The organism is Aeromonas sp. FDAARGOS 1416 (assembly GCF_019048085.1).
Taxonomy (GTDB): domain Bacteria; phylum Pseudomonadota; class Gammaproteobacteria; order Enterobacterales; family Aeromonadaceae; genus Aeromonas; species Aeromonas veronii.
Genome location: NZ_CP077301.1, coordinates 3,184,008 through 3,208,775, shown reverse-complemented (window position 1 = coordinate 3,208,775; position 24,768 = coordinate 3,184,008). Strand labels below are relative to the sequence as shown.

The 24,768-nt window shown below is 61.2% G+C and carries 24 protein-coding genes; 14 read left to right on the top strand and 10 right to left on the bottom strand.

The window, feature by feature from the left end; translation table 11 throughout:
• Positions 1-73 precede the first annotated feature (73 nt).
• Complete coding sequence (locus tag I6L46_RS14395) at positions 74-544, top strand: Lrp/AsnC family transcriptional regulator (protein ID WP_005336001.1); 471 nt, start codon at positions 74-76, stop codon at positions 542-544.
• A 91-nt stretch (positions 545-635) separates the two neighbouring features.
• Here the strand turns inward: I6L46_RS14395 and I6L46_RS14390 are convergent, their stop codons facing one another.
• Positions 636-2,600 carry an LTA synthase family protein gene (locus tag I6L46_RS14390; RefSeq protein ID WP_216976090.1) on the bottom strand — a complete coding sequence of 655 codons (1,965 nt, stop codon included), beginning with the start codon at positions 2,598-2,600 and terminating at the stop codon, positions 636-638.
• 259 nt (positions 2,601-2,859) lie between these two features.
• On the opposite strand from I6L46_RS14390, the gene I6L46_RS14385 reads away from it, so the two are divergent.
• Complete coding sequence (locus I6L46_RS14385) at positions 2,860-3,117, top strand: DUF2442 domain-containing protein (RefSeq protein ID WP_005335997.1); 258 nt, start codon at positions 2,860-2,862, stop codon at positions 3,115-3,117.
• Here I6L46_RS14385 and I6L46_RS14380 read toward each other — a convergent pair.
• On the bottom strand, positions 3,114-3,374 hold the full coding sequence (locus I6L46_RS14380; RefSeq protein WP_141108901.1) for a hypothetical protein: 261 nt from the start codon (positions 3,372-3,374) through the stop codon (positions 3,114-3,116). The genes I6L46_RS14385 and I6L46_RS14380 overlap by 4 nt on opposite strands.
• Here I6L46_RS14380 and I6L46_RS14375 point away from each other — a divergent pair.
• Together I6L46_RS14375 and I6L46_RS14370 are read left to right on the top strand one after the other, a co-directional pair.
• Positions 3,363-5,330 carry a TonB-dependent copper receptor gene (locus I6L46_RS14375; protein ID WP_216976088.1) on the top strand — a complete coding sequence of 656 codons (1,968 nt, stop codon included), beginning with the start codon at positions 3,363-3,365 and terminating at the stop codon, positions 5,328-5,330. The genes I6L46_RS14380 and I6L46_RS14375 overlap by 12 nt on opposite strands.
• A gap of 109 nt (positions 5,331-5,439) precedes the next feature.
• A complete protein-coding gene (locus tag I6L46_RS14370) occupies positions 5,440-7,068 on the top strand; it encodes an alpha-amylase family protein (RefSeq protein WP_216976086.1) in 1,629 nt (542 codons plus the stop codon).
• 84 nt (positions 7,069-7,152) lie between these two features.
• Here I6L46_RS14370 and I6L46_RS14365 read toward each other — a convergent pair whose 3' ends face one another.
• Entirely contained in the window at positions 7,153-8,592 is a 1,440-nt protein-coding gene (locus I6L46_RS14365; RefSeq protein ID WP_216976084.1) for a RimK family protein, read from the bottom strand.
• A gap of 186 nt (positions 8,593-8,778) precedes the next feature.
• On the opposite strand from I6L46_RS14365, the gene I6L46_RS14360 reads away from it, so the two are divergent.
• The 3 genes from I6L46_RS14360 to I6L46_RS14350 are packed head-to-tail and all read left to right on the top strand — an operon-like array spanning position 8,779 to position 10,381.
• Entirely contained in the window at positions 8,779-9,300 is a 522-nt protein-coding gene (locus I6L46_RS14360) for a GNAT family N-acetyltransferase (RefSeq protein ID WP_106844032.1), read from the top strand.
• A gap of 31 nt (positions 9,301-9,331) precedes the next feature.
• Positions 9,332-9,577 carry a DUF3624 family protein gene (locus I6L46_RS14355; RefSeq protein WP_042053656.1) on the top strand — a complete coding sequence of 82 codons (246 nt, stop codon included), beginning with the start codon at positions 9,332-9,334 and terminating at the stop codon, positions 9,575-9,577.
• A 57-nt stretch (positions 9,578-9,634) separates the two neighbouring features.
• On the top strand, positions 9,635-10,381 hold the full coding sequence (locus tag I6L46_RS14350; protein WP_104016563.1) for an SDR family oxidoreductase: 747 nt from the start codon (positions 9,635-9,637) through the stop codon (positions 10,379-10,381).
• Positions 10,382-10,442: 61 nt separating this feature from the next.
• On the opposite strand, the gene I6L46_RS14345 is transcribed toward I6L46_RS14350, so the two are convergent.
• Positions 10,443-11,915 (bottom strand): C69 family dipeptidase, encoded by a 1,473-nt coding sequence (locus I6L46_RS14345; protein WP_216976082.1) that lies wholly within the window; start codon positions 11,913-11,915, stop codon positions 10,443-10,445.
• A gap of 471 nt (positions 11,916-12,386) precedes the next feature.
• Between I6L46_RS14345 and I6L46_RS14340 the strand changes: the two genes are divergently transcribed.
• Together I6L46_RS14340 and I6L46_RS14335 are read left to right on the top strand one after the other, a co-directional pair.
• Positions 12,387-12,842, top strand: coding sequence for a hypothetical protein (locus I6L46_RS14340; RefSeq protein ID WP_150997189.1), 456 nt, complete (start codon positions 12,387-12,389; stop codon positions 12,840-12,842).
• Positions 12,843-12,985: 143 nt separating this feature from the next.
• Positions 12,986-14,137, top strand: a complete 1,152-nt coding sequence (locus I6L46_RS14335; RefSeq protein ID WP_216976081.1) for an iron-containing alcohol dehydrogenase — start codon at positions 12,986-12,988, stop codon at positions 14,135-14,137.
• A gap of 89 nt (positions 14,138-14,226) precedes the next feature.
• Here I6L46_RS14335 and I6L46_RS14330 read toward each other — a convergent pair whose 3' ends face one another.
• The 4 genes from I6L46_RS14330 to I6L46_RS14315 all read right to left on the bottom strand — a co-directional run bounded on the left by I6L46_RS14330 (position 14,227) and on the right by I6L46_RS14315 (position 17,918).
• Positions 14,227-14,685: a methylglyoxal synthase gene (locus tag I6L46_RS14330; protein WP_005354960.1), complete on the bottom strand. Its 459-nt coding sequence runs from the start codon at positions 14,683-14,685 to the stop codon at positions 14,227-14,229.
• 88 nt (positions 14,686-14,773) lie between these two features.
• The gene (locus I6L46_RS14325) at positions 14,774-16,885 is read right to left on the bottom strand and encodes a DUF885 family protein (protein WP_216976080.1); all 2,112 of its coding nucleotides are present in this window, start codon (positions 16,883-16,885) and stop codon (positions 14,774-14,776) included.
• Positions 16,886-17,087: 202 nt separating this feature from the next.
• Positions 17,088-17,567: a bacterioferritin gene (gene bfr, locus I6L46_RS14320; protein WP_005335967.1), complete on the bottom strand. Its 480-nt coding sequence runs from the start codon at positions 17,565-17,567 to the stop codon at positions 17,088-17,090.
• Between the two features lie 144 nt (positions 17,568-17,711).
• Positions 17,712-17,918, bottom strand: a complete 207-nt coding sequence (locus tag I6L46_RS14315; protein ID WP_042081881.1) for a bacterioferritin-associated ferredoxin — start codon at positions 17,916-17,918, stop codon at positions 17,712-17,714.
• A gap of 136 nt (positions 17,919-18,054) precedes the next feature.
• On the opposite strand from I6L46_RS14315, the gene I6L46_RS14310 reads away from it, so the two are divergent.
• The gene (locus tag I6L46_RS14310) at positions 18,055-18,366 is read left to right on the top strand and encodes an HlyU family transcriptional regulator (protein WP_107682840.1); all 312 of its coding nucleotides are present in this window, start codon (positions 18,055-18,057) and stop codon (positions 18,364-18,366) included.
• On the top strand, positions 18,363-20,429 hold the full coding sequence (locus I6L46_RS14305; RefSeq protein ID WP_216976079.1) for a tRNA(Met) cytidine acetyltransferase TmcA: 2,067 nt from the start codon (positions 18,363-18,365) through the stop codon (positions 20,427-20,429). The genes I6L46_RS14310 and I6L46_RS14305 overlap by 4 nt, the downstream gene beginning before the upstream one ends.
• On the opposite strand, the gene I6L46_RS14300 is transcribed toward I6L46_RS14305, so the two are convergent.
• Positions 20,416-21,135, bottom strand: coding sequence for an SDR family NAD(P)-dependent oxidoreductase (locus tag I6L46_RS14300; RefSeq protein WP_216976078.1), 720 nt, complete (start codon positions 21,133-21,135; stop codon positions 20,416-20,418). The two genes, I6L46_RS14305 and I6L46_RS14300, sit on opposite strands and share 14 nt — an antisense overlap.
• A gap of 201 nt (positions 21,136-21,336) precedes the next feature.
• On the opposite strand from I6L46_RS14300, the gene I6L46_RS14295 reads away from it, so the two are divergent.
• The 3 genes from I6L46_RS14295 (at position 21,337) to I6L46_RS14285 (ending at position 23,640) form a co-directional block, all read left to right on the top strand.
• Positions 21,337-22,353 carry a chemotaxis protein gene (locus tag I6L46_RS14295; RefSeq protein WP_005335957.1) on the top strand — a complete coding sequence of 339 codons (1,017 nt, stop codon included), beginning with the start codon at positions 21,337-21,339 and terminating at the stop codon, positions 22,351-22,353.
• A 175-nt stretch (positions 22,354-22,528) separates the two neighbouring features.
• Positions 22,529-23,008, top strand: coding sequence for a tetratricopeptide repeat protein (locus I6L46_RS14290; RefSeq protein WP_216976077.1), 480 nt, complete (start codon positions 22,529-22,531; stop codon positions 23,006-23,008).
• 17 nt (positions 23,009-23,025) lie between these two features.
• The gene (locus I6L46_RS14285; protein ID WP_216976075.1) at positions 23,026-23,640 is read left to right on the top strand and encodes a superoxide dismutase; all 615 of its coding nucleotides are present in this window, start codon (positions 23,026-23,028) and stop codon (positions 23,638-23,640) included.
• Between the two features lie 84 nt (positions 23,641-23,724).
• Here the strand turns inward: I6L46_RS14285 and I6L46_RS14280 are convergent, their stop codons facing one another.
• Positions 23,725-24,672 (bottom strand): vancomycin high temperature exclusion protein, encoded by a 948-nt coding sequence (locus I6L46_RS14280; RefSeq protein WP_216976073.1) that lies wholly within the window; start codon positions 24,670-24,672, stop codon positions 23,725-23,727.
• Positions 24,673-24,768: the final 96 nt, after the last annotated feature.

Below are 24,768 nucleotides of genomic sequence, written 5' to 3'. Positions count from 1 at the left end.
GATGTCAATGGCCGTTGTGTTTGCCCCGGTTTACGGGCAGAGTCTAAAAAATTGAGCGGTTCAAGGAGTTAAGATGAGAAACCTGGATCAACTGGATTTAGATATCCTGGCCCATCTGTTTCGGGATGCGGGCATGACCAACAAGGATCTGGCCGCGCTGGTGGGCGTTGCCCCCTCCACCTGTCTGGAGCGGGTGCGCAAGTTGCAGCAGGATGGCGTGCTCAAGGGCGCACACTGCGAAGTGGATTATCAGGCCCTGGGTGGCCACATTCAGGCCATGGTCTCCCTGCAACTGGCCCGTCACAGCCGCCAGATCATCGATGCCTTCCGCGATGCCATTCTGGCGCTGCCCGAAGTGATCAGCCTGTTCCACATGGGCGGCAAGGATGATTTTCTGGTGCACCTCTGTGTTTCCGATACCGAGCACCTGCGCAACTTTGTCTTCGATCACTTCACCTCCCGCGAAGAGGTGGTGCACCTCGAAACCTCGCTGGTATTCGAGCACAAGTTCAGCCGCTCCCTGCCCTGCTTTCCCCAGCCATAACGGCCTGCGGGCTGACAGTATGAATAGATAGAAAAAACCGCCAGCTGGCGGTTTTTTCCATTCTGCTATCGACTGAATCAGCTCGGGCGGCTCAATTGGCGGCGGTGCGTTCATCCTTGGCCGTCTGATAGAGGCTCTTCTGATAGGCCATGCTGCCCCACAGGGCCAGACCGAGGGCATCCTCCTTCAAGGCGTCCGGCTGCGCCGCCAGGGTCAGCTTCTCGCTGGCATCATCGTAGACATAGCCCTCTGCCGCGCGCTCCGGTTGCAGGATCACCACATCCTTGCCGCGCATCAGGGCGAAGTTCTTGTCGTACTGCATGATGGCGCGCCCCGGCCAGTCGGCGGGCATGCGGGTCAGATCCTTGCCGAGCATGGGGTAGTCGGCACTGATCCCCATCAGGGAGAGCAGAGTCGGCGCCATATCGATCTGGCTGACGATGCGCGGATCCTTTCTCGGTGCAATACCGTCGCCCACGATAACCCCCGGAATATGGAAGCGGGGGATGGGCACCAGACTGGCGCCACTGACCCGGCTGTCGTGATCGGCGATGACCAGGAACAAGGTGTCTTTCCAGTATTCGGACTGTTTCGCCTTCTTGAAGAACTCGCCGATGGCGTAATCCGCATACTTGGCCGCGTTGTTGCGGGTCTGCTTGGGCTGCTCGAAGAGTTCGATGCGGTTGTCCGGGAATTCGAACGGATCGTGGTTGCTGGAGCTGAACACCAGACTGAAGAAGGGTTTGCCCTCCTTGTGCAGCGCCTTGAAGGTCTCGTCGGCCTTGGCCATCAGATCCTCGTCGGAGGCGCCCCAGGAGCCCTTGAACACCGGATTGTCGAAATCCTTCTGTTCGACGATGGTGGTGAAGCCGTTGCCGAGGAAGAAACTGCGCATGTTGTCGAAGTGACTCTCGCCGCCATAAATAAAGCTGGTGTCGTAACCCCGTTGTTTGAGCAGATCCGCGATGGTGAAGAAGTTGGTCTGGCTCTTGCCGAGTTTGACCACCGACTGTGCCGGGGTTGGCGTGAAGCCGGTCAGTACTGCCTCGATACCACGCACCGAGCGGGTGCCGGTGGCGTAGAGCTGCTCGAAGGCCCAGCCCTGCTGCGACAGAGCATCGATGTTGGGGGTGAGCGGCAGACCGCCGAGGGAGCCGACAAACTGGGCGCCTAGGCTCTCCTGCAACAGGATCACCAGATTCTTCGGTTTACCCCGGAAGCTCGCCTGGTTGAAGGTCTGGCTGGGCAGCAGATCAGAGTTGAAATCACTGGCCGGACGGCCACTCTCCTTGCGCATGACCTCGAGCACCTTCTGAGGGGTCATCTCGCCGTAAAACTGGCCGGCATCCTCCTCGGCGCCCATCTGTTTGATGGCAAAGAAGAGGGAGTAGGCGGAGTTGACGGTGAGCGAGTTGACCAGCGGATCCTCGGCAAAGGCGACCATGGCCGGGTTCAGGGCGCGGTGGCCGAGACTGGAGCGGGCACCGAGAAAACCTATGGCCAGAATGAGCAGGGCGAAGGCCGGACGCAGATACCAGCGGGGGAAGCTGAGGCCACGTACCAGACGGCCGCTCAGCCACCAACCGCCGGCCAGCGCGGCGCCACTGAAGAGTACAGCCAGCAGCAGCTCGGCTTTGCGCCCCGCCCACAGCATGGCGAACACCTCTTTCGGATAGATGAGGTACTCCACATAGAGACGGTTGGGGCGCACGCCATACTCGGTGACAAACGAGGGGGTGGAGATCTCGAGGAACAGCATCAGCCAGAGTCCGACGGTCAGCCAGACGCGCATCAGTTGCAGCCAGCCCCGGCCGATGGCATGGGGGCCTGCCAGCAGCAGAGTGAGCATGGCGGGGACACCCCAGACCCAGCAGAGGGTCGCAAAGTCGACCCGGATCCCTTGCAGCAGCATCTCCTGCCAGCCGGCCACGGCATCCACCCGTTCCAGTTGCCAGAGACCGAGGGCGATTCGGCTGAAAGAGAGAGAGAAAAGCGCGAGCGCGCAGAAGACGGCGAAGGGCCAGAACGGGCCGAGTCGCTGTTTTAGATTTGTCATGTTTGTTCCTGAATGAGACTCTAAACGTCTGTCCACAGACGTTTTTTTAGTTGTTGTGAGGTTATGACAGATCGAATTGGTTAAGGTTGCATTCAAGTTTGTTAAAAGTCGGCATTAACACATTTATCATCTAAAAATGTGATGTCGCGCCACTAATGAGCACAGCATAATCTGCTGGGTAAAATGTGAGCCACCGCGTGTATGGATGGGGAGCTGGTGTTTATAATTGCCGCGAATTATCTCAATCGGAGCCGAAGGGATGCCGGTCTTTATCGATGTCGAGTATGTGCGGGGATGGCGCCTGTTTTTGGTGTTATCGGATGGCACCACGGGGGTGCTGGATCTGACCCCCTGGCGAACCCAGCCGCTATTTGCAAAGCTGGAGAGCGAGCGTCACTGCGCCCGGGTCTTCATCAACCGTCACCACCAGCTGGAGTGGCCTGTTGGCTGCACGCTATCCGCTCATGAGGTCTATCACCTTATCTCTCCCATCGATGAGCGGGAAGCCTTCAGCTAATCCCCATTTTTTGTGAGCCAACGCCAGATTCCTGTTACTGGAATGTTTGCCCGTTTGCCTTTCTGAGCCAACTTGGGTAAAACCTGCGCAACATTTTGCCAACTTGCCTTCGCTTCACCTGACAGAGGCTTGCCGCTTTCGCGCCGCAGGCCTTTTTTGCGGCCTGATGGCAAACCTTTCCCTTGCTGAAAGGTTTGGTCGGTTGAATGAAAATAACAAAATAAACAAATACATAAGGAAAATGTATGGCTTGTCATATGCGCACACCTCTTGCCCTGCTGGTGGGCGGGCTCGCCTGTCACGGCGCTGCCGGTCAGGAATCGGTGCAACAGCTGGATCCCATGGTGGTGGTGGCAACCCGCCCCGCCAGCACACTTGAAGTGACGCTGGATCCCAAGAAGCCCGGTTCCCCCATGCCCGCTGCCGATGGCGCCGGTTATCTGAAGAATGTCACCGGCATGAGCATGGTGCGCAAAGGGGGGCTCGGTGGCGACCCTGTACTGCGGGGGATGGGGATGTCCCGCCTCAACGTGCAGATGGATGGCGGCATGCTGGCCGGTGGGTGTGGTGGCCGAATGGACCCGCCCACGGCCTATGTGTTTCCCCAATCCTTTGACCGGATCCGGGTGCTGAAGGGGCCGCAATCCCTGGAGCAGGGTGCCACCCTGGCGGGAACCGTGCTGTTCGAGCGGGACAGGCCCGAGTTCACCGCACCGGGTCTCAAGGCCGATGCCTCGGCCCTCTTTGGCAGCTTCGGCCGCGATGACCAGATGGTCGATATGACGGCGGGCTCGACCGACGGTTATCTGCGCGGTCAGTTCACCCACTCCGACAGCGACGATTACCGCGATGGTCACGGTAACAAGGTGCGATCTTTCTATCGCCGCGAGAACGGCACTGTCCAGTTGGGCTGGACGCCGGGGGAGCACACCTGGCTGGAACTCACCGCCGAGCGCAGCAACGCCCGCGCCGCCTATGCGGATCGCACCATGGATGGCCCCATGTTTGATCGCGAATCCTTCGGGCTGAAGCTGAAGCAGGAGCAGATCACCACTCACTGGCAGCGCAGCGAGCTGACCCTGTGGGACAACTACATAGACCACATCATGGACAACTTCAGCCTGCGGCAAAACAGCGGCATGAAGATGCTCTCCAACCCGGATCGCCGCAATACCGGCGGGCGCTGGGCCAACGACATCGCTCTGCCAGCCGACTGGTTGCTGACCGCCGGGCTCGACAGCAACCGGGATCAGCACCGCAGTCGGAGTGGGGTCGACTATGCCACCAAGGATCGCCAGCGCACCCTGCGTTTCGAGCAGCAGGGCGGCTTCGCCGAACTGGGTCGTCAGCAGGGGGCTCACAGCTACAAGGGCGGTTACCGTCAGGATAGGGTCGAGACCACCCGCTATGGCGCCGGTGAACAGACCCTCTACAGTGATACCCTGAGTCTTAACAGCGGGTTTGGCCGCTACGAATATCAGTGGTCGCCCCGTTGGTCCAGCTATCTGGCCTGGGGGCAGGCAGAGCGGGCGCCGGACTACTGGGAGCGCAGCAAGGACAGTACCCCGTTCACCCTCAACCCGGAGCGCAGTCGCCAGTGGGATGCGGGGTTGGCTTTGCGCAGTCGCGAGCTGGACCTGACCCTCTCCCTCTTTAGCGCCGACATCAAGGACTACCTGCTCTACAACAGCAAGTCGAACAAGGTGCGCAATATCGATGCCCAGACCCGGGGTGGCGAGTTGGAAGGGCGCTGGCAGTTTGCCGAGCAGTGGCGTCTCGATGGTGGTCTGGCGGTGGTCTACGGCGAAAACCGCAGCGACAACAAACCGCTGGCCCAGATGCCACCGCTCGATGGCAAGCTGGCGCTGGGCTGGCAGCCGGACGAAGCGCTGAGTTTCACCCTGCTGGGGCGCGCCGTGGCGGCGCAGGATCGGGTGGATGTGGGCTCCGGCACGGTCGCCGGTCAGGATCAGGGCGAGACCCCTGGCTTCTTCACCATGAACCTGAGCGGCGCCTGGCAGTTTGCCAAAGGGTGGCAGCTTTCGGCCGGGGTGGACAACCTGTTCGACACCTTCTACTACGAGCACCTCTCCAAGTCGGTGCACGCCAGTCAGGCGGGGTTGGGCTATGAGCAGAGCGGCCGCATCCCCGAGCCGGGTCGCTCCTACTGGCTCTCGCTCAACTACCGTTTTGCCTCGGCAGGGGTGCTCTAACCAGTTGAGTCAGATAACGTTTTCAGTCACAGACACCGCTGTGTGAGCATCGCTATCATGGTGAAAAACAGGCGTATCAGACGCCTGCTCTCACAGCGGGAACATAACAATGAAACAGGGAACGTTACGCTATGGCGGCCTGCTCGGGGCCGCCCTGTTACTTGCGGCTTGCGGCGGCAGCGGTAGTTCAGGTGGGGAGAGTTCTCCCCCCGTCGTCAATCCGCCGGTCACTCACCCTCCGGTCTCCACGGCCAGTCGTGCCTGCTATGGCGACGATCAACTCGCCTGCAACCTGCGCATCTATCAGGTAATGGTGGAGTCGTTTGCCGATGGTGACGGCAGCGCCAACTACGGCGTCGGCTATGGCCCCTCCCAGCACAACGGCGATCTGCAGGGGATCATCGATAGTCTCGACCACATCAAGAGTCTCAACGTCAACGCTATCTGGCTCACCCCGGTGTTCGACTCCTGCGCGGGGCAAGGCGGCGATAACAAGCTCGATGCCACCGGCTACTTCGCCTGCGACTTTTTCACCGTGGATCCCAACTTTGGCAGCAATGCCAAGCTCAAGCAGCTGGTGGACGGGGCGCACCAGCGCGGCCTCTATGTATTCCTCGACGGGGTGTTTGGCCACGTCAACAAGGTGGGGGTGAGCAAGCCCTCGCCAGAGGGGCGTCTGCCAGCCCTCACCAGCGGCGGTGCGGGTTATCCCGGCCAGCTGGTGGATTACAGCAAGCCGGAGAGCCTCGCCTACTTCAAGGAGGTAGCCCGCTACTGGGTCGAGCAGTACGGTATCGACGGCTGGCGCCTCGATCAGGCCTATCAGCTTGGGCTGGATGATTGGCGCGCCATTCGCAGTGAGGTGGAGCAGGCCAGCGCAGCGCGCAAGGCCGCCGGTCAGCAGTGGGGCACCCTTGGTTACATGGTGGGTGAGGTGTGGAAGGGGGCTGACGACATTCGCGCCCAGGCTTACGGCAGCAGCGACAATCCGGCACTCTCCTCGGCCTTTGACTTCCCGTTGCGCTACGGCATCGTGCAGGCGCTGGCGGTGGAGGAGTCCGGCAAGGGCGGGCAGGGGGCCAGCGTGCTTGACGCCAGCTGGAACAAGGTGGAGAACTACCCGAATCACGCCATGCCGAACCTGATGCTGGGCAACCATGATCTGGTGCGTTTTGGTGATCTGCTGGAGCGTGGCAATTTCACGTCGACCGAGTACTGGCAGCGCCACAAGGCAGCCTTCAGCTTTATGGCGGCCCGCTCCGGCCCCATCACCTTCTACTATGGCGAGGAGTTTGGCGACGAGGTACCGGGCTTTGCCGCCAAGGCTGGTGGTGACTGCGCAGCGCAGGGCTTGTGCGACGACCATGTGGCCCGCAGCGATGGCAAGGTGCCCGCTGTCACCGGCTTTGTGCCAAGTAGCGAACAAGCCGAGCTGAAAGAGTGGCTGGCCCAGCTACTGGCGATGCGTGCCGCCCACCCCGCTCTCTATCAGGGAGAGCGAGTCAAACTGGTGGCCGAGGGCAGTCTCTATGGTGACATCAAGCAGACGGCGGGGGAACAGATAGTCTACCTGCTCAACCTTTCCACCACGGCGCTCAGCTACAACCTGCCGGCGGGCAAGCTGCGCAGCGGTAGCGCGCTGGTGGATCTGCAAAGCGGCGAGAGTCTGGCCATCGGCGGCAGCAGCGTGACGGTGGAGATACCGCCCTTGAGCGGGCGTTTCCTGCGTCTGCAATAAGTCAGCCACAGCACGCTTTGATATGAGAGAGGGCCCCATCGCGGGGCCCTCTCTGTCATTGTGGGCGACAAAGTCATGGCGGGGTTATGCGGTGCTCTGCCCCCGGTTCTCCAGCCGCTGGCGGAAGGCGCGGGCGAGGCGCTCGTAGAGGTCCTGTGCCTCTCTGTCCTCAATATCGCCACGTATCCAGGGATTGTCGATGATTTCCAGCAGCACGCAGTCGCGACCCTGCTGGCGCAGGTCGACCCCGAACAGGCCGTTGCCGAGCTGATGAACGGCGCGGCGGGCGGTTTGCAGTACCCGCTCCGGCACCTCGTTAAGCGGCAGCGCCTCGATGCGGCTCATGTCGAGGGGGTGCTTGCGGCGGCGAATGCGGTTGCCGGGTTCGGGCCGGTAGCGGCGGCAGGCGAACAGCGGCGAACCGTCGAGAAAGCCGATGCGCCAGTCGAACTCGGCGGGGATCCGGCTCTGCACCAGCAGCAGGGCGGATCTACCCAGCCCCTCGTCCAGCAGGCGGGCCAGCTGCTGCTCGTCGCTGGCCATGGCGAGATCGCGCCCCTGCGCGCCGTCGGGCACCTTCACCATCAGCGGCAGGCCGAGCCGTTGCACCAGTTCGTCCACATGGTGGCGGCCGCGGCGGGTGACCACCATGGTGGGCGGCATGGGCACGCCGCTGCGCACCATCAGCTCGTAGAGGTAGAGCTTGTTGCTGCAGGCGAGGATAGCGCGGGAGCTGTCGATCACCGGCATCTTGAGCTGTTCGGCGCGATGGGCAAATTCGAAGGTGTAGTGGCCGACCGCGGTTTCGGCACGCAGCCAGAGGGTGTCGAACTCCGGCAGCCGTTCGATGGCTGACGGTGGCAGGATCTCGGCCCGGATGCCCTGGGCGGCGGCAGCCCGGATAAAACGCTCCAGCGCCAGCCCATCACTGCTGGCACGGCCGTCGTTGGGGTCGACCAGAATGGCGAGCTGATAGAGCGGCGCCGCCTGCTCCTCGTCACCGGTGCCCACCAGTGCCTGAGCGTGGTGCAGCATCAACTCTTTCTCGCTTGGGCTCAGCGCCAGCGGCGACAGGCTCTGCTGCTGGCGTACCGACCAGCCGTGGCGACCGCGCTTGAGGGTCAGCTCCTGCAGCGGCAACTGGCTCAGGCCATAGTAGTAGCGGGCCAGCCCCGCCAGCTCGCTCTGTTCACACTGGCCGAAGATGGCACGTACCCGGATCCGATCCTCGTTCTGCTGGGCCAGCCACCCTTGTGCCTTGCGCCACAGTTTGGCCGGTGGCTGCTGGGGTTGCAGTCGGCTGATGGCCTGCAGACCCGGCAGACAGTGGTGGCCGCGTGCCTGGGCCAGCAGCGAGCAGTAGTAGCCTGCGCTAAGGTGCTCCAGATTGCGGCAGAGGTTGATGATGCGGGGTCGGCCGCCGGTGGTCGGCACGCCATGTTGCAGATAGGTGCGGGCGGTCAGCAGATAATCGGCATGGCAAGGCCAGTCGCCCAGCTCTTCGACGATGACATAGGTACTCATATTTTCGGCTCCACAGATCAGACTGCCTGAACAGGCAGGATCCCCAGTGGGCTTCGATGCACCGACAAGCACGACAATGGCGCGAGGGGAAACAAGAGGTTACAGTGCCTAATATGACGCCTTGGTAACTTGTGATACAAGTCGCATTTTTGGTGCTGAGGATAAATAACCGAACAAGGACTCCCCGTGTTGACCGTACGTGCGGCCCGAACCGATGATCTGGGCGCCATCGTTAATCTGGAACGCTACTGTTTTCCTCCCGAAGTCGCCTTTGGCCGCAGCCGCTGGCACTATCTGCTGGCCCACGCCAAGGGGCGCACCCTGTTACTGCTGGACGAGAAACATCAGCTGATGGGCTATCTCTGCCTGCTGGAGCACAGAGGCTGGGATCGGCTGGTCATTCAGGCGCTGGCTATCCGCTGGACGGTGCGTCGTCTGGGCTGGGCGCGGCGCCTGCTGGAGCAGGTGATCCGCGAGGGCAAGGCCGCTGGCTGGGGGGCGATCCGGCTGGAGGTGGCGGACGCCAACGAAGAGGCGCTGGCGCTCTATCAGGGATTGGGATTTCGTCCCCAGCAGCGGCTGGCGGACTACTATGGCCGCGACCAGCACGCCCACCGGCTGGTGCTGCCGCTGGTGAGCGACGAGGAGCGTGAGCGGCGCAGAGTGGCTCGCACTCAGGCGCGCAAGCCCTCTTCACAGGCCAACTGATCATGTTGAACGAGCAGAATCGAGGAGCAGGATGAGCTGCGACAACTGTCTTGCCACCGCCATCAGGGCCAAGCTGGGGCGCTGTCCGGTCTGCGCCATCCAGACCTTCATCATCGGCCTGAGTGGCTGGCTGGTCTGGTGGTGGTGCGGCGCCGACACCTCGGTCAACGCCCTCACCGGCCTGCTGTTTGCGCTGGGTGGCTCGGGCCTGCTGCTGCTCCATCTGGTGGTATTTGTCTGGCGCAAGGCGACCGGACGTGAATTGAGCGATGAATAAGTCAGATTGGTTTCAACAACATAAATAACAATATCGGTTGAGATAATGGAGGTTCAGATGATAGCAATGGTAACGGGCGCCTCGTCCGGGTTTGGTGAGTCCATCAGCCGCCAGCTGGTGCAGGCGGGCTACAAGGTGATCGGTACCGGTCGTCGCGCCGAGCGGCTCGCTGCGCTGGCTGACGAGCTGGGCGCGCAGTTCCTGCCGCTGGCGTTCGACGTGCAGGACAAGGCGGCCACCCGCGCTGCCATCGCTGCTCTGCCAGCCGAGTGGAGCGAGGTGGATCTGCTGGTCAACAACGCCGGTCTGGCGCTGGGGCTGGAGCCGGCCCACAAGGCGGATCTGGAAGATTGGGAGCAGATGATCGCCACCAACATCAGCGGTCTGACCCTGCTCACCCGATTGCTGCTGCCGGGCATGGTGGCGCGCAATCGCGGTCACGTCATCAATATCGGTTCGATTGCGGGCACCTACCCCTATCCGGGTGGTAACGTCTACGGCGCCACCAAGGCGTTCGTGAAGCAGTTCAGCCTCAACCTGCGCGCCGATCTGGCGGGTACCGCCATCCGCGTCACCAACGTGGAGCCGGGCCTGTGCGGCGGCACCGAGTTCTCCAACGTGCGCTTCCACGGTGATGATGCCAAGGCGGCCTCCGTCTATCAGGGGGTGGAAGCGATCCAGCCGGAAGACATCGCCAATACCGTGCTCTGGGTGAGCCAGCAACCGGCCCACGTCAACATCAACAGCATCGAGATCATGCCGGTGGCGCAGACCTTCGGCCCGCTCAATATCAGCCGTCGCTGATCGCCGCATTGGCTGAAACAAAAGAGGCTCCCTTAGGAGCCTCTTTGCGTTGGCGAACCGATTACAGGCTCATGATCTTCTTGAACTCCTCCGGCGAATACTTCTTCTCGGTGCGCTTGGTGAGATCCGTCATCAGCTTGTAGCGCAGCGTTTTGGCCATCTGATAGGTCTGCTCCAACTGGCCATAGGAGTAGTCGGCGGCTAGCCCGATGGCGGTAGCCTTGTCGCTGGCATAGGCCTGCTTGAGGCTCTTGTCGAGCAGGGCTACCTCCTTGTAAAGCTTGCTGCTCTCCTTGCTCCAGACGCCGCGCAGCAGCGGCAGGTACTTGTCCGGATCGGCGCTGGCCAGCGCGGTCAGGCTGCGGAACTGCCAGTAGGCAGAGTCATCGGAGTAGCTGTCGCTGCCGGTGCGATAGGGCTGGGGGTAGGATTCCAGGGTGTTGTATAGCGGCACCATCACAGATTCGGCCAGCACGCCGTAGCTCTGCCAGATCAATCCCTGCAGCTCTTTGGGCATCTCCTTGCGCAGCTGGATGACGTGGGATTCCAGCTGGCGATCGATGCGGATCGGCCGCTCAGCCTTGCCCGCCAGCGGCGTGCCCTCATAGGTGGCGCTCAGCAGTTTGGCCACGTCCGGCACGGCGATGGGATCATCCGGCTTCATAAAGAGCGGATATTGCGCCTGCCGGGTCGGCTGCGGATGGCTGGCGGTCAGCATTTTCTGGCCGAGCCACTCCCGATCCACGTTATACGGGTCAGCGATGACCCCGAACGCCTTGGCGAAGTTGAACTCTTTCGGGTCGGCGTTATCCAGCAGTTTGTGCTCGCGTACAAACTCCAGCAGCTTGGGCGAGTGCAGCACATCGGCGCTGTCGAGATTAACGCCGTGGATGCGCAGGCCGTTGGCCACCATGGCATAGCTGTCGTCCGGCACCCGCACCGCAATCCAGTGGTGGCCGGAGCCGATCTCCATCAGCCAGGCCTCGTTCACATCCGCCAGATAGAGGCTGTTGCCCTCACCGGCGCCATATTGCTCCACATAGCTGCCGAGCAGCTCGACCCCCTCTTTGGCCGTTTTGGCCTGCGGCAGGATCAGGGTCGGGATGATGGCTTCAATCACTCCCTTCTCGATCAGCGGATCGGCTTTCTGGGCCTTGTCGTTGACCTCGGCACTGGTGGTGGCCGAAATGGCGACGTTGAACTCGTTGATGCCGCGCTCCTCGTAATACTTGCCGTCGGGGTCGCTGGCTGTGGCATCCCAGTCACGAATGGCGGAGTAGGCGAAAAACGCCTTGGGCATCGGCACTTCCAGCCCGTTACCCAGTTTCCAGACCTTGCCCTCGTTCTGCTGCGCGGGCCGGAAGGCGAGGTACTTGTTCCAGTTGTTGACGCCAAAATCCTCGTTTCTGGCGATCATCACGCTGCCATCGGCACTGGCCCCCTTGCCGACGATAAGGCCGGTACAGGCGTCGGCACTGGTGCCAAGCAGGGTGAGCAGGGTGGCGGAGAGAAGACTCAAGGTGTGTTTTTTCATCGTTATGCCCGAAAGGTTGCGGTGAGTGAGAGTCAGACGAGGGGATGAGGTGTGGGGAGGCCGCAACTCCGAACTGGCAGCGGAGTGCGCTCGGCAGATTGGTCTGCCTGTTATTGGTTTTACGAACAGATCATCCATGACACGGCTGGCTGGTTGTGATGTGCGCCAAAATTGTATGCCTCGCTGGTTGTTTGTTTTGTGATCGACGGAGCGTTCCTGCGGTTTATAGGGTGCAGCGTTTTTGAGGCAGCGGTATGTGTCGGAAATTGGGGGAAAGTAGCGGATGAGTCATGATTCTGACGCTGCGTCGGGGCTGTAACCGCAGGCAAGCTTGCCAGCGCGGGGATCTCGCCCAATCTGACAAGTTGGCCTGTAACTTGCTGGTTTTATTGTCAAAGGTGGGGCCAGACCCCATAGCGCCGCATTCAGTCGGCCCGCTTCGGCGGGTCGGCACACAGAACGGGAGTCTTCATGGATATCAAACCCTACAGCCAGCAGCTTGCCCAGAGCGCCTCCAACAACCGCGCCCTCGCCACCCTCAACAGTGCCAGTAGCGGCGGGCAGGGTGGTGGCTGGGAGGAGATGGTCAGCCTCTCCACCCAGCGCATGACCGGTCAGGCCCAGCAGGTGCTGACCTACGAACATCTGGCCAAGAACAACAAGTTGCCACCGGCGCTGGATATGAGCTCCGACAAGGGGGGCGTGGTGCAGCAGCTGGTGGACAAGGCGCTCGGGTTTGATCGCAAGAAGTTCAACGAGATCGAAGAGAAGCTCAAGACCATCGCCGACAACAAGAAGCTGACGCCGGAAGAGCGGGCGGAGCAGAGCAAGCCGCTCAACGAGCAGCGAGAGGCGATGCTCAAGGAGGCGATGGATCGCCTGACCGGCAAGAAGAGCTCATCCAAAGATGAGGTCAAAACCGCCTGATCCTGCCGCTGTTCTGAGATCTACCCGGTCGGCACCGATGGGCCAGTGTCGACCGCCGATGGGCAAGCATCTGCCACCTCTTTTGACCTCACCTCCCCACAGGCGCACAATGTCCGCGCATTGAGCCAGTCGAGGAGTCCGCCGTGTACAACTTCCAATATGCCAATCCGACCCGCATCTGTTTCGGCGAGGGGCAGATCGCCAGCCTGCCCGAACTGATCCCGCCCGGCAGCCGGCTGCTGGTGCTCTACGGCGGTGGCAGCATCAAGCAAAACGGCGTCTATGAGCAGCTGACCCGGGCGCTGGAAGGGGTGACGTGGCAGGAGTTTTCCGGCATCGGCGCCAACCCCAGATTCGAGCTGTTGATGGAGGCGGTGGCTCAGGTTAAACGCGAGCGCATCGACTTCTTGCTAGCCGTCGGCGGCGGCTCGGTAGTGGATGGCACCAAGTTTGTTGCGGCGGCCGCCTGCTACGAGGGGGATGATCCCTGGGATATCTGCGGTAAACAGGCGAGTGTACACAAGGCGCTGCCGATGGGCTGTGTGCTGACCCTGCCAGCCACCGGCTCCGAGAGCAATCCCACCTCGGTGGTGAGCCGGGGGGATGTGAAGATCTCCTTCAGAAGCCCGCTGGTGCAGCCGCAATTTGCGGTGCTCGATCCGGCGACCACCTACAGTCTGCCGCCGCGCCAGACCGGCAACGGAGTGGTGGATGCTTTCGTCCATATTGCCGAGCAGTACCTCACCTTTCCTGTGGGAGGCGAGGTACAGGATCGGCTGGCGGAAGGTTTGCTGCAGGTGCTGGTGGAGAACGGCCCCAGGGCGCTGGCGGAGCCGACCAACTATCAGGTGCGGGCCAATCTGATGTGGGCGGCCAGTCTGGCGCTCAACGGCCTTATCGGTTGCGGGGTGCCGCAGGATTGGGCCTCTCACGCCATCGGTCATCAGCTGACGGCGCTTTACGGGCTCGACCACGGCCAGAGTCTGGCCGTGGTGCTCCCTTCGCTGCTCCGTGAGCGGGCGAGCCAGAAGCAGGACAAGCTGGCCCAGTTTGCCGAGCGGGTGTGGCATTCGACCCGCGAGGACAAGGCCCTGCGCATCGAAGAGGCGATCATCCGTACCGAGCAGTTCTTCCAGAAGATGGGATTGGGTACCCGGCTGTCCGACTATGGCCTCAGCGAAAGTTGCATTCCGGCGGTCTGCTCCAACCTCAAGCGGGTGGGGCGCACCGCGCTCGGTGAGCAGCAGGATATCGACCCGGATCAGGTGGCACACATTCTCGCCCGCGCGCTATAAGCCGGCGCCGGTTTGTGTCCCTGGCTGATTCATTTTCCCAATTAAAGAGGGCCGCTTGTTGCGGCCCTTTTGCATGACGGGTTAGCCGATCACTCGGTGCGAGCCTTCAGATAACCGGCGTAATCCGGGATCTGCACGCTGAACGCCTGGCGCATATGGGGGCTGTCCATGATGAAGTCGGCGGTCGCTTCGTTGGTGGCGACCGGGATGTTCCAGACTGCCGCGAGGCGGAGCAGCGCCTTCACGTCCGGATCGTGCGGCACCGCATTGAGGGGATCCCAGAAGAAGATCAGCACGTCGATCTTCCCTTCGGCGATCAGGGCACCGAGCTGCTGGTCGCCCCCCATGGGGCCGGAGAAGAGGCAGGTGATGGGCAGTTGTGCCTGCTTGCCGAGCATGGTGCCGGTGGTGCCGGTGGCGTAAAGATGGTGGAGCTTGAGCTCCTCCTTGCGGCGCATTACCCAGTTCAGCAGAGGGGTCTTCATGTTGTCGTGAGCCACCAGTGCCACCCGTTTGTGGGGTGCCATCTCGCGTGCAATCTGTTCCATGGAAATCGTCCGTAGCATTGTTATTGGAAGAGGGCCGTATCCTAATCGAAAGCGGCGCCCGTTGCCTTGCCGGGCGCCGTAACTGTGATCACTTCGACTGTTCAATCCACTGCTTGTTCTTCTGCTCCAGCACCGAGATGGGCAACATGCCGTATTCCAGCACATGGTGGTGAAACGCCTTGAGGTCAAAGCTTCCGCCCAGCGCCTGCTCGGCCGACTCCCGCATTCGGATCAGCGCCAGCTGGCCCGCCTTGTAGGAGGTCGCCTGGCCAGTGTAGGCCATGTAGCGCGGCACCTCGGAGCTGATGTCCCCAGCACCCAGCGCCGAGTTCTCCTTCATGTAGTTGACGGCCTGATCGTGGCTCCAGCCATACCAGTGGATACCGGTATCCACTACCAGCCGCATCGCCCTGAGCATCTCCTCGTTGAGACGGCCAAAGTATTGCAACTGGTTGTTGAAGGCAGACGAGCCCTCGACCTTCACGTCTCCCACCGCCGGATCATAGAGGCCCCGTCCCTGATAGAGCCCCATGTCGTGATCCGCCAGGTATTCGGTGTAGAGCGCCCAGCCCTCCGCATAGGCGGTGTAGGAGGCGTTCGCCACATACTGCGGGAAGTCGGGATCCTTGGCGGCCAGTTCCTGAGCGATGGTGATCTGGAAGTGGTGGCCCGGCGCCGCCTCGTGGGCCAGCAGGGTGCTGATGTTCCAGCTCTGCAGACCATAGGGGTAGTAGGTGTTGAGGAAGAACTGCCCCTTGCGGCCGGTCTGCGGGTTGCCGTCCTGATACCAGGCTACCCCGCCGTATGGCGCATCTTCATAGGAGACGGGCACCACCTCGTAATCGAGCTTGGGAATGGTGCGATCGGCATCGAAGAAGTCCGGCAGCACCAGCGCAGCCTTGCTCTTGAAGGCGTTGTACTCCTGCAATGCCCGCTCGTGTTCGGCCAGTGCCTGCTGCTGCGGCCCGCTCAGGGTCGCACCGGCCGCGTTGTCCGGGTTGAGGCCGGTCGACCAGAGTGCCAGCGGGTTCTGATAGAAGAAGGCCGGTTCGTTCAGATAACGGAAGAAGGCGTAGATCTGGCCGCTCTGCTTGCTTTGGGCCACGTCTTCGTTGTCGCACTTGCCAACGGTGTGGCACACCTTGACCATGGCACCGAAGATCCGGTCTACCTCACTCAATCCCAGCTCATGTACCTGCTCCGGTGTCATATTGGTGGTGGTGTGCTTCTTCAGCAGCCAGCGATACCAGTCGCGCCCGTTGGTCATGCCACAGAAACCGTCGTCACACTCGCCACTACCCAGGCGGACTGCATAGGCGCCGCCATGCTGGTAATCCAGATAGTCGCGCAGCGCCAGATAACGGCTGTTGATGCTGTCCAGCACGGCTTTGTAGTCTGCTCGCAGTGTGGCATCGGCATCCCCCGGCAACTGCTGCCAGCCGAGGTAGGCGCCAGCGAGCATGTCGCCATCAAGCTTGCTGTTGAGCTGGGCCAGCAGCCGGTCTACCAGCTCATCAGGCAAGGTGTTGCCCTGAACACTGGCCTGCTCGAACTGGTGTTTCACCTCGGCCAGATAGGCATCATATGCCTTGAGCCAGGTGAGGTGTTCCTGGTACCAGGCCAGCGGGGTCATTGTTGTCTTTGCCCGGGTTGCCATTGCAAGTGCCGGAGCTGTGTCTGTGCGGTCGAGGTCCCGTCGCCATGCGCCATCACCCGGTTCCACTCGGTCGGCCGAGCTGTGCTCGAAATAGTCGAAGTCACCGCTGACGGTGCGAGCCGCTTTGCCGCTGGCAGGGGCTGCACCAACGTCATCTGCCAGATCCACCACGCGGTTGCGGAAGTGATGGATCGGGATCTGGGATTGGGGTAAATCGTACCCTTCAAGATTGATCTGCAAGTCCCAGCGGATCATGTCGTAGAACAGCCGATCCCGCTCACTTAACACCGTGGGATCCAGTGTATTCAGTCGTTGGAGCAGTGAACTGTCGAGTGCCTTGCGCTTGGCGATGCTGGCGGCATCGATGGCAAAACCGTAGGGGTCGAGCGCCTGGCTCTCGCGCAGGGCCTCATCCATGGTCTGCATCAGGGATGCTTTGGTGGCTGCGGGATCTGCAGGTGCGTTCGAGCTGTTGTCATTGCAGGCGGCAAGAGACAGAGCAATGGCGCAGGCTAGTGCGAGCTTGTTGGGTAGGAAGTGCATGATGTAGTCCTTTCACATGTTGTTATTGTGTGTCCCTGTGAGGGGCCCCAATAGTGCAACTACCCGGCGTCTTTTTTTGCGACCTGAATAGCAAAAATACGCTTATTTTTCATGCTGATAAGTGGTGTGAAAAGCTATGCAGCCAGACATTAAAAAACCCGCCTGAGCGGGTTTTTTAACCGTTTTTTCATGCCATAACTATTCAGGATGAACCGTGGTGCAGTTGCGACTGCTGGTAGTTCTCCAGCCCAATGCGATCGATAAGATCGAGCTGAGTCTCCAGCCAGTCCACATGCTCCTCCTCGTCTTCCAGGATCTCCTGGAACAGGTCGCGGCTGATGTAGTCCTGCACCGACTCGGCATAGGCGATGGCTACCTTGAGGTCGGGGATGGCATCCATCTCCAGCGAAAGGTCGCAGCGCAGCATCTCTTCGACGGTCTCGCCGATACGCAGCTTGCCCAGATCCTGCAAATTGGGCAGCCCTTCGAGAAACAGCACGCGCTTGACCAGCTCGTCGGCGTGTTTCATCTCATCGATAGACTCGTGATACTCCTTGTGCCCGAGCGCCTTGAGGCCCCAGTCATCGTAGATGCGGGCGTGCAGGAAGTATTGGTTGATGGCAATCAGCTCATTGGCCAGCACCTTGTTGAGGTGGGCAATGATCTTGGGATCTCCTTTCATCGACAGTGCTCCTTGGTTCGTGCCTGAGGCTTCGATCGTTAGAGCTTAGTCCAGAAAAGTGACAACAAGAGGTCTGGCGAGCCAGCTCGCCTGAGAAAAGGGGTGACCCTGTTGGCGGGTCGCATCAGAAAAGAGGTGTCCGGATCAGGCCACTTCGTAGTAGAGCACGGGTTGCTCCTGCTCCATCCTGTCGAGCTCGGCGGCAATGATCTCCATGGTCATGCGCACGCATTTTCCACACTGGGCGCCCACCTCGAGCGACTGCTTGAGCTGGCGGAATTCGCTTTTACCTGACTGCACCGCTTTGCGGATCTGGGTATCTGTGATGCCGCGGCACAAACAGACGTACATGATGGTCACCTCTTGTGGAATAAGATGAAATCTAAATGAGAATGGTTCGTAGTGCAAATAACAATTCGTAATAAGATCCCCTGCTTGCCACTGTGCAACCCCTTGGGGACAATGCTGGCAACCAGAGGAGATCACCATGCTCAAGAAACTGTTCAGCGCCCTGTTCGGGGGCGAGCCGACCAAGGCGCCGGAAGTCACTCCCACCGAATATGCCGGCTATCTCATCTATCCGGAGCCCATGGCAGAAGGTGGCCAGTACCGACTGGCAGGGCGCATCACCAAGGAGCTGGACGGCGTGCTGCAAACCCACCGTTTCATCCGCTCCGATCTGTTTGCCAATCCGGCCGATGCCGAGCGTTTCATGGTGCAGAAGGCCCACACCTTTATCGATCAGATGGGGGAGCGCATGTTCGAGCCCCGCAAACCGGCTGACAGCCAAGCTTCATGACACAGCAAGAGGTCACCCTGCTGCGCGAGGCGCTGGCCCGCGCCGGTGAGCGGTGCCTGATCTGGCTGGAGGGGGAGGAGGCCGAGTGCATTGCCCGCGCCCAATCCCTGCTCGGTGAGACCGTCTTCTGGCTGGGTGCCGGGCCCGAGTGTTATGCCCCGCAACCCGCTGCCAAGGCGCTGCAGCGGCTCGGTCAGGAGTGCGACACGCTGGTATTCAACGCCTTCAGCGGCTTTCACCCCGATGCCTTCGGGGCGCTGGCGGGCACTCTGCGCGCTGGTGGCTTGCTGCTGCTGCTGACCCCGCCAAGAACACAGTGGCCTGCATGGCCGGATCCTGACCGGATCCGGCTGGTGGCCCAGCCGGAGGAGGCGGGCCGGGCCGGCCACGGCTTTATCGCCCGGCTGGTGCGGTTGCTGGAAGGTGATCCTGCCCTATCTCTGGAGCCGCCGGTTTGCTCGCAACCGTGGCAACCGATTGGGCCGGAGCGCAGGCTGAGCTGCGATCAGGCACGGGCACTGCCCGCCATCCACAAGGTGTTGCAGGGCCATCGTCGTCGGCCGCTGGTGCTGAGCGCCGACCGCGGTCGTGGCAAGAGTGCGCTGCTGGGGCTGGCTGCCGCCGAGCTGCTGCGCCAGCAGCCCGCGCTGAACATAGTGGTGACGGCTCCCTCGCAGGCAACGGTAGCGACCCTGTTTGCCCACGCCGCTCGTGGGCTAGATACCACGCCGGAACAGCTGACCGGACTGAGCTACTGCTCGCCGGATCGGCTGGTGCACGAGGCGATGAATCCCGATCTGCTGCTGGTGGATGAAGCGGCCGCCATTCCGACCCCGCTGCTCGAAGCCATGTTGGCCCGCTACAGCCGCATCGTGTTTGCCACCACCGAGCACGGTTACGAGGGGACGGGGCGCGGTTTTCACCTGCGCTTCAAGCGGGTGCTCGATAGCCAGACCCCGGAGTGGCAGGAGATCCACCTCTCTGAGCCTATTCGCTGGAGTAAGCGCGATCCGCTGGAGCCGCTGATTTTCCGCCTGCTCGGCCTCAATGCCGAAGTGGCAACGCCCTTGCCGCCGACCAGCCCGAGCTGGCGTCTGGTCAATCAGGAGGCGCTGGAGAGCGACGAGACGTTGCTCAACCAGCTGTTCGGCCTGCTGGTGCTGGCTCACTACCAGACTACGCCGAGCGATCTCAGATCCCTGCTGGAGAGCCCGGATCTCGATATCCATCTGCTGGAGCAGGACGAGAGCCTGCTGGGTGTGGCCTTGGTGGCGCGGGAAGGGGAGATAGAGCCCGAGCTGGCCGAGGCGATCTGGGCCGGGCGCCGCCGTCCGCGCGGCCATCTGCTGCCCCAGTCGCTGCTGGCCCACGCCGGTTTCAAAACGGCGGGGGGGCGCAGCTACGCCCGGGTGATGCGTATCGCCATCCATCCCAAGCTGCACCGCCACGGGTTGGGGTCGCTACTGCTTGGCAGGCTTGAAGAACATTATCGTCAGGCGGGGATCGATTACCTGGGTTCTGCCTTTTCGGCTAGCGCCGACCTGCTATCTTTCTGGCGCAAGGCAGGACTGACGGTGCTGCGCATCGGCCTGCAGCGGGATGCCGCCAGCGGCTGCCACGCAGCCCTGCTGCTAAAGGCGCTGAAACCCGAACATGAGCCCGAGCTGGATCAGTGGCAGCAGCGTTTTGTACGCCAGTTGCCGACCCTGCTGGCGGGCGAGCTGAAAGGATTGGAGCCCGAGCTGGTATGGCAATGTCTGCAAGGCAGCACTGTCACCGCGGCTGAGCTTGACGAGTTCGAGCGCGATGAGGTTGAGTGCTTTGCCCTGCATCACAAGCCGTTTGAACTGAGCCAATCCAGCCTGCAGTTGTGGTTGGCGCGCCATCTGGCTGTGCTGGGTTCACTGACTCCTGAAGAGCGTTATCTGCTGATCGCAGCCATCTGGCAATATGCCGACTGGGGAAGATTGGCTGCGAGGTTGCAACTGGCGGGCAAGCCCGCCGTGATCAAGAGTTTGCGGGCGCTGCTGGCACGTCTCTTGGGTTCCCCTACCACTCGATAGGATTGCCCTGCCAGTCGAGAAAGCTCAGTTCACCATCCGGTTGCAGCCGGTTCATCAGGTTAATCAGATGGTCGGCTACCAGCTCGGGACTCTGCACATTTCCCGCCGGTACATTGGCGTGAAACGGGCGAGAGAGTTGGGTATCCACTGTGCCGGGATGGAAGGCCAGCAATTTGACGCCTGGGGCCCGCCGGGCCAGCTCGATGGCGGCACACCTGAGCAGCATGTTGAGGGCGGCCTTGGATGCGCGATAGCCATACCAGCCGCCCGCTCGGTTGTCACCAATGCTGCCGACCCGGGCGCTGAGAACGGCCAGAGTGCAAGGCTCGCGGCCAAACAGCGGTAACAACTGGCTGATCCAGCGCAGCGGCAGCAAGGCATTGGTCTGGTAGAAGCGGGTCATGGCATCGAGATTGATTGCTTCGAGTCGTTTCTCTGGCTGGATTTCCCCCTGATGCAGTATGCCATTGCAGATCACCACCCGATGCGGTCTCGGTGCCAACTCCGCGATGTGGGCTACCGCAGTTGCCATCTGCTCATCGCTGTAATCACAACATAGCCAGTGCAGACCCGGCGATGAGAGGCCAGCAGGTGCGGGCTGACGGCTGATGGCAATCACTGGCCCGACACCCGCCGCCAACCAGTGTGTCACCAGAGCCGCCCCGATCCCGCCAGAAGCGCCAATCACGACTATGCCTTCACTCATCTCAGGCTCCTTGTGAGTACATGATGGATTTCACCATCTACCTATGTTGTCCTGATTGGCAGATACGATCCCGCCAGCCTGCGGGATCAAGCGGTTAAGGCTGCAATCTTGCCGAGATCCGAGCCGCTGGGTGAATTCCATTCCTATACTGAGGGAAAACCGCAGCGGTCTGCTGCCCGCGCAACCAGAATGAGAGTCACCATGATGTCCAAAGATGGGGAAGAGCGTAAATCTATCCTGACCGAAAGTGGCACCAACGAGCTTGAGATCATCGAGTTTCACCTCAAGAAGCAGCTACCGGACGGTCGTGAAAAAACCGCTTATTACGGGATCAACGTCGCCAAGGTGCGCGAGGTGATTCGGGTGCCGGAGACAACCGATTACCCCAATGCCCAGCGTCATATGGTGGGGGTCTTCTCCCTGCGGGATCGCCTCATCCCGCTGGTGGATCTGGCGGGTTGGCTCGGCATCAAGACCAACCCGGACCCCAGCCACAAGGTGGTGATCGTCACCGACTTCAACAAGATGGCCAACGGCTTTCTGATCGATAGCGTCAGCAGGATCCACCGGGTCTCCTGGGAGGATGTGGAGTCACCCAGCCAGTTTCTGGAGGCGGGGGAGAACGACTGCGTGGTGGCCGTGGTCAGGCGCGATGGCAACCTCATCATGATCCTCGATTTCGAGAAGATCATCGCCGATATCAACCCCGAGCTCAGCATGGAGAAGTACGACGTCACTCAGGACCGCAAGGTGCTCATCGACGATCGCATGATGGCGCTACGCCAGGGCAAGACCATTCTGGTGGTGGACGACTCGGCCTTTATCCGCAAGATGATCGAAACCACCCTGCGTACCGCTGGTTACAACGTGATTACGGCCAAGGACGGCGGCGAGGGGTTGGAGATGATGACGGATTTCGATCGTCTGGCACAGGAGGAGAGAATGCCGGTGACCGGCTTTGTCAACGCGGTGATCACCGATGTGGAGATGCCGCGCATGGATGGCATGCACCTGCTCAAGCGTCTGCGGGACACCCCCTCCTACAAGGAGATGCCCATCGTGATGTTCTCCTCCCTGATGAGCGATGACAACCGCCAGAAAGCGCTGCAACTGGGGGCCAACGATACCATCACCAAGCCCGAGATAGGGCGCATGGTGGGGATGATGGATCACATGCTGCTGGGAATTGCCCCGCCTTCGCCCGCCAACAACATCTGACCTGCCGTTAACTTCCAATTAGCCGGTCGAATCCACTGACCGGTTGCCTCAAGCGGCCATTCCTTGCCAAGAAGTGGCCGCGCTGTTTTGGCTGTTTGCTGCGATCCCGACGCCCCTTGTCTCCTGGATATGATTCATGTAATGATAATTATTATCATTTGTTGGTGTGAAGCATATGACAGCAACCTGGGTGAAGGGGTGGGTCGAGTCGACCGAAGGTGGCAGCAGCATGAGTCACTGGAAACAGCAGACCCGAGAGGGCAACCGGCTGTTTGACTGCGGCGAGTATCATCAGGCGTTGGCCCATTATCAGCAGGCGCTCTGGCTGGCTGGTCAGCAGTTGGTGCAGTGGCATGACGCCGATGAGGCGGTGGCTGCGCTGGTTGTGGCTCACCACAATCTGGCGGATCTGCTGGTGGCCATGACTCTGCCCGATCGCGCCGCCGACCTGCTCTGCTATGTGCACGACTGCCTGCTGGCGACCTGTCACTCCCCCGCTTGCTCCTCTCGCCTGCGAGAGGCTGCTTTGCGCCATACCCGCACAACCCGTGCCGAGTTGCTGACGTTCGTACAGCGCCACGGCAGCCACGCCGGGATCATGCGTTCGCTCGGTCACTGCCTGTGTCAGAGCGAGCCCTCATCCCGGCTCCATTAATCCGAACAGAGGTCATCATGAGCCATACCCTGCCAGCCCTGAACTATGCCTACGACGCACTGGAACCCCATATCGATGCCTTGACCATGGAGATCCACCATAGCCGTCATCACCAGACCTATATCAATAACCTCAACGCCGCACTGGAAGGGGCGCCAGAGCTGGCTGCACTGCCGGTTGAGGATCTGCTGCGCCGCTTCGATACTCTGCCCGCCACCTTGCAAGGGGCGGTACGCAACCATGGCGGCGGCCATGCCAACCACTCCCTGTTCTGGCTGGTGATGAGCCCGCAGGGGGGCGGTGAGCCGGGCGGTGAGCTGGCGCTGGCCATCGAGCGGGAATTGGGGGGATTCGATGCCTTCAAGCAGGCTTTCACTCAGGCGGCTCTGAGCCGCTTTGGCAGCGGCTGGGCCTGGCTGGTGGTGGACAAGGCGGGCAGATTGCATGTGGAGAGCAGTGCCAACCAGGATAGTCCCCTGATGCATGGCCATACCCCGATCCTGGGGCTGGATGTGTGGGAGCACGCCTACTATCTCAAGTACCAGAACAAGCGTCCTGACTATATCGCTGCCTTCTATCAGGTGGTGGATTGGGCCGAAGTGGCCCGCCGTTATCAAGCGGCGCGAGGCTGACCTGGTCGCTGGGAATGGGTGTACAGGCTCACCGCCACAACCCGCGCTGTAATAACAAGACCCGCCAGTTGGCGGGTCGTCTGTTTATGGTGTGGCAGTGCTGACGCTGGCGGCTGAAGGGGTCATCGGCAATGTGGGCAAGGCCGCGCTGGGCATCTCGGCGGTGGTTTCTGCCGCGGGTTTGGCGGGAGTGACCGGCTCAGTGGCTGCCGCTGCGGATAAAGCTAGCGTGACTTGTTCATTCACGGCCGAGGAAGATGGAGTAGCCGACTCGGTGGCAACCGCGGCAGAGATTGCCGCTGGCTTGGCCTCATCCACCGCCGGTTTGGGTTGCTTTAGGCAGGGTTGCAGACTGCCGATGGTACTTAGTGACTGGCAAGGCACAGGCAGGCCGATGGGGACCGGTGCCCCGAGGAACTTGGGCCCCTTGTCCAGCACATAGAGGTCGAGCAGCCCCATCAGGCGGGCAAAGACTTCCCGCACCCGGGTGCGGATCCCCTGATAGGCGCTGGGATCCTCGGCATTGAAGCCGACCGCATCGATACCGAAATGGCGGGCGATGAAAATGGCCCGCTCGTTATGAAAGCCCTGGGAAACCACGGTAAAGCGCTCCTGGCCGAACACCTCTTTGGCGCGAACCACTGAGTCGAGGGTGCGGAATCCGGCGAAATCCATATAGATGGCGGAGGCGGGGATGCCCGCCTTGATCAGGGCGCGGCGCATCTGGCGTGGCTCGTTGTACTGCACGGTAGCGTTGTCACCGGAGACGATGATGAAGTCCACCTTGGCATTGTTATAGAGCTCGGCCGCCGCCTTGATGCGGTATTTGAAGTAGTGGTTGGGGCCGCCACCGGAGAGATATTTGGAGGTACCCAGCACCACCGCAACCCGGTTGTAGGGCACCTTGTCCACCTGATCGTAGGTGTAGTGACGGGCATCCGAGACGATCCACTCGCTGTAGCCCAGCAGCATGGCAATCAGGGCCAGCAGCAAAACGAGGCAGGCGAGGAGGATCTTGGCAAACTTCTTCATGCGCGGTGCGGTCAGGGTCTGAAGTTGGGAGTGGCTATCGGCATTCTATTACAACTCGGCCGCTGGCGTCAGGCTTGATAACGGGCGGGCACCTCA

What these genes read in the sequence shown, in the direction of transcription:
- I6L46_RS14380 (WP_141108901.1), bottom strand. Translation starts at nt 3,374, where the DNA reads ATGACAAGCCATACATTTTCCTTATGTATTTGTTTATTTTGTTATTTT.
- I6L46_RS14285 (WP_216976075.1), top strand. Translation starts at nt 23,026, where the DNA reads ATGAGCCATACCCTGCCAGCCCTGAACTATGCCTACGACGCACTGGAA.
- I6L46_RS14345 (WP_216976082.1), bottom strand. Translation starts at nt 11,915, where the DNA reads ATGAAAAAACACACCTTGAGTCTTCTCTCCGCCACCCTGCTCACCCTG.
- I6L46_RS14370 (WP_216976086.1), top strand. Translation starts at nt 5,440, where the DNA reads ATGAAACAGGGAACGTTACGCTATGGCGGCCTGCTCGGGGCCGCCCTG.
- I6L46_RS14365 (WP_216976084.1), bottom strand. Translation starts at nt 8,592, where the DNA reads ATGAGTACCTATGTCATCGTCGAAGAGCTGGGCGACTGGCCTTGCCAT.
- I6L46_RS14330 (WP_005354960.1), bottom strand. Translation starts at nt 14,685, where the DNA reads ATGGAACAGATTGCACGCGAGATGGCACCCCACAAACGGGTGGCACTG.
- I6L46_RS14280 (WP_216976073.1), bottom strand. Translation starts at nt 24,672, where the DNA reads ATGAAGAAGTTTGCCAAGATCCTCCTCGCCTGCCTCGTTTTGCTGCTG.
- I6L46_RS14290 (WP_216976077.1), top strand. Translation starts at nt 22,529, where the DNA reads ATGACAGCAACCTGGGTGAAGGGGTGGGTCGAGTCGACCGAAGGTGGC.
- I6L46_RS14395 (WP_005336001.1), top strand. Translation starts at nt 74, where the DNA reads ATGAGAAACCTGGATCAACTGGATTTAGATATCCTGGCCCATCTGTTT.
- I6L46_RS14385 (WP_005335997.1), top strand. Translation starts at nt 2,860, where the DNA reads ATGCCGGTCTTTATCGATGTCGAGTATGTGCGGGGATGGCGCCTGTTT.
- I6L46_RS14300 (WP_216976078.1), bottom strand. Translation starts at nt 21,135, where the DNA reads ATGAGTGAAGGCATAGTCGTGATTGGCGCTTCTGGCGGGATCGGGGCG.
- I6L46_RS14305 (WP_216976079.1), top strand. Translation starts at nt 18,363, where the DNA reads ATGACACAGCAAGAGGTCACCCTGCTGCGCGAGGCGCTGGCCCGCGCC.
- I6L46_RS14390 (WP_216976090.1), bottom strand. Translation starts at nt 2,600, where the DNA reads ATGACAAATCTAAAACAGCGACTCGGCCCGTTCTGGCCCTTCGCCGTC.
- I6L46_RS14375 (WP_216976088.1), top strand. Translation starts at nt 3,363, where the DNA reads ATGGCTTGTCATATGCGCACACCTCTTGCCCTGCTGGTGGGCGGGCTC.
- I6L46_RS14350 (WP_104016563.1), top strand. Translation starts at nt 9,635, where the DNA reads ATGATAGCAATGGTAACGGGCGCCTCGTCCGGGTTTGGTGAGTCCATC.
- bfr (WP_005335967.1), bottom strand. Translation starts at nt 17,567, where the DNA reads ATGAAAGGAGATCCCAAGATCATTGCCCACCTCAACAAGGTGCTGGCC.
- I6L46_RS14295 (WP_005335957.1), top strand. Translation starts at nt 21,337, where the DNA reads ATGATGTCCAAAGATGGGGAAGAGCGTAAATCTATCCTGACCGAAAGT.
- I6L46_RS14310 (WP_107682840.1), top strand. Translation starts at nt 18,055, where the DNA reads ATGCTCAAGAAACTGTTCAGCGCCCTGTTCGGGGGCGAGCCGACCAAG.
- I6L46_RS14355 (WP_042053656.1), top strand. Translation starts at nt 9,332, where the DNA reads ATGAGCTGCGACAACTGTCTTGCCACCGCCATCAGGGCCAAGCTGGGG.
- I6L46_RS14325 (WP_216976080.1), bottom strand. Translation starts at nt 16,885, where the DNA reads ATGCACTTCCTACCCAACAAGCTCGCACTAGCCTGCGCCATTGCTCTG.
- I6L46_RS14340 (WP_150997189.1), top strand. Translation starts at nt 12,387, where the DNA reads ATGGATATCAAACCCTACAGCCAGCAGCTTGCCCAGAGCGCCTCCAAC.
- I6L46_RS14315 (WP_042081881.1), bottom strand. Translation starts at nt 17,918, where the DNA reads ATGTACGTCTGTTTGTGCCGCGGCATCACAGATACCCAGATCCGCAAA.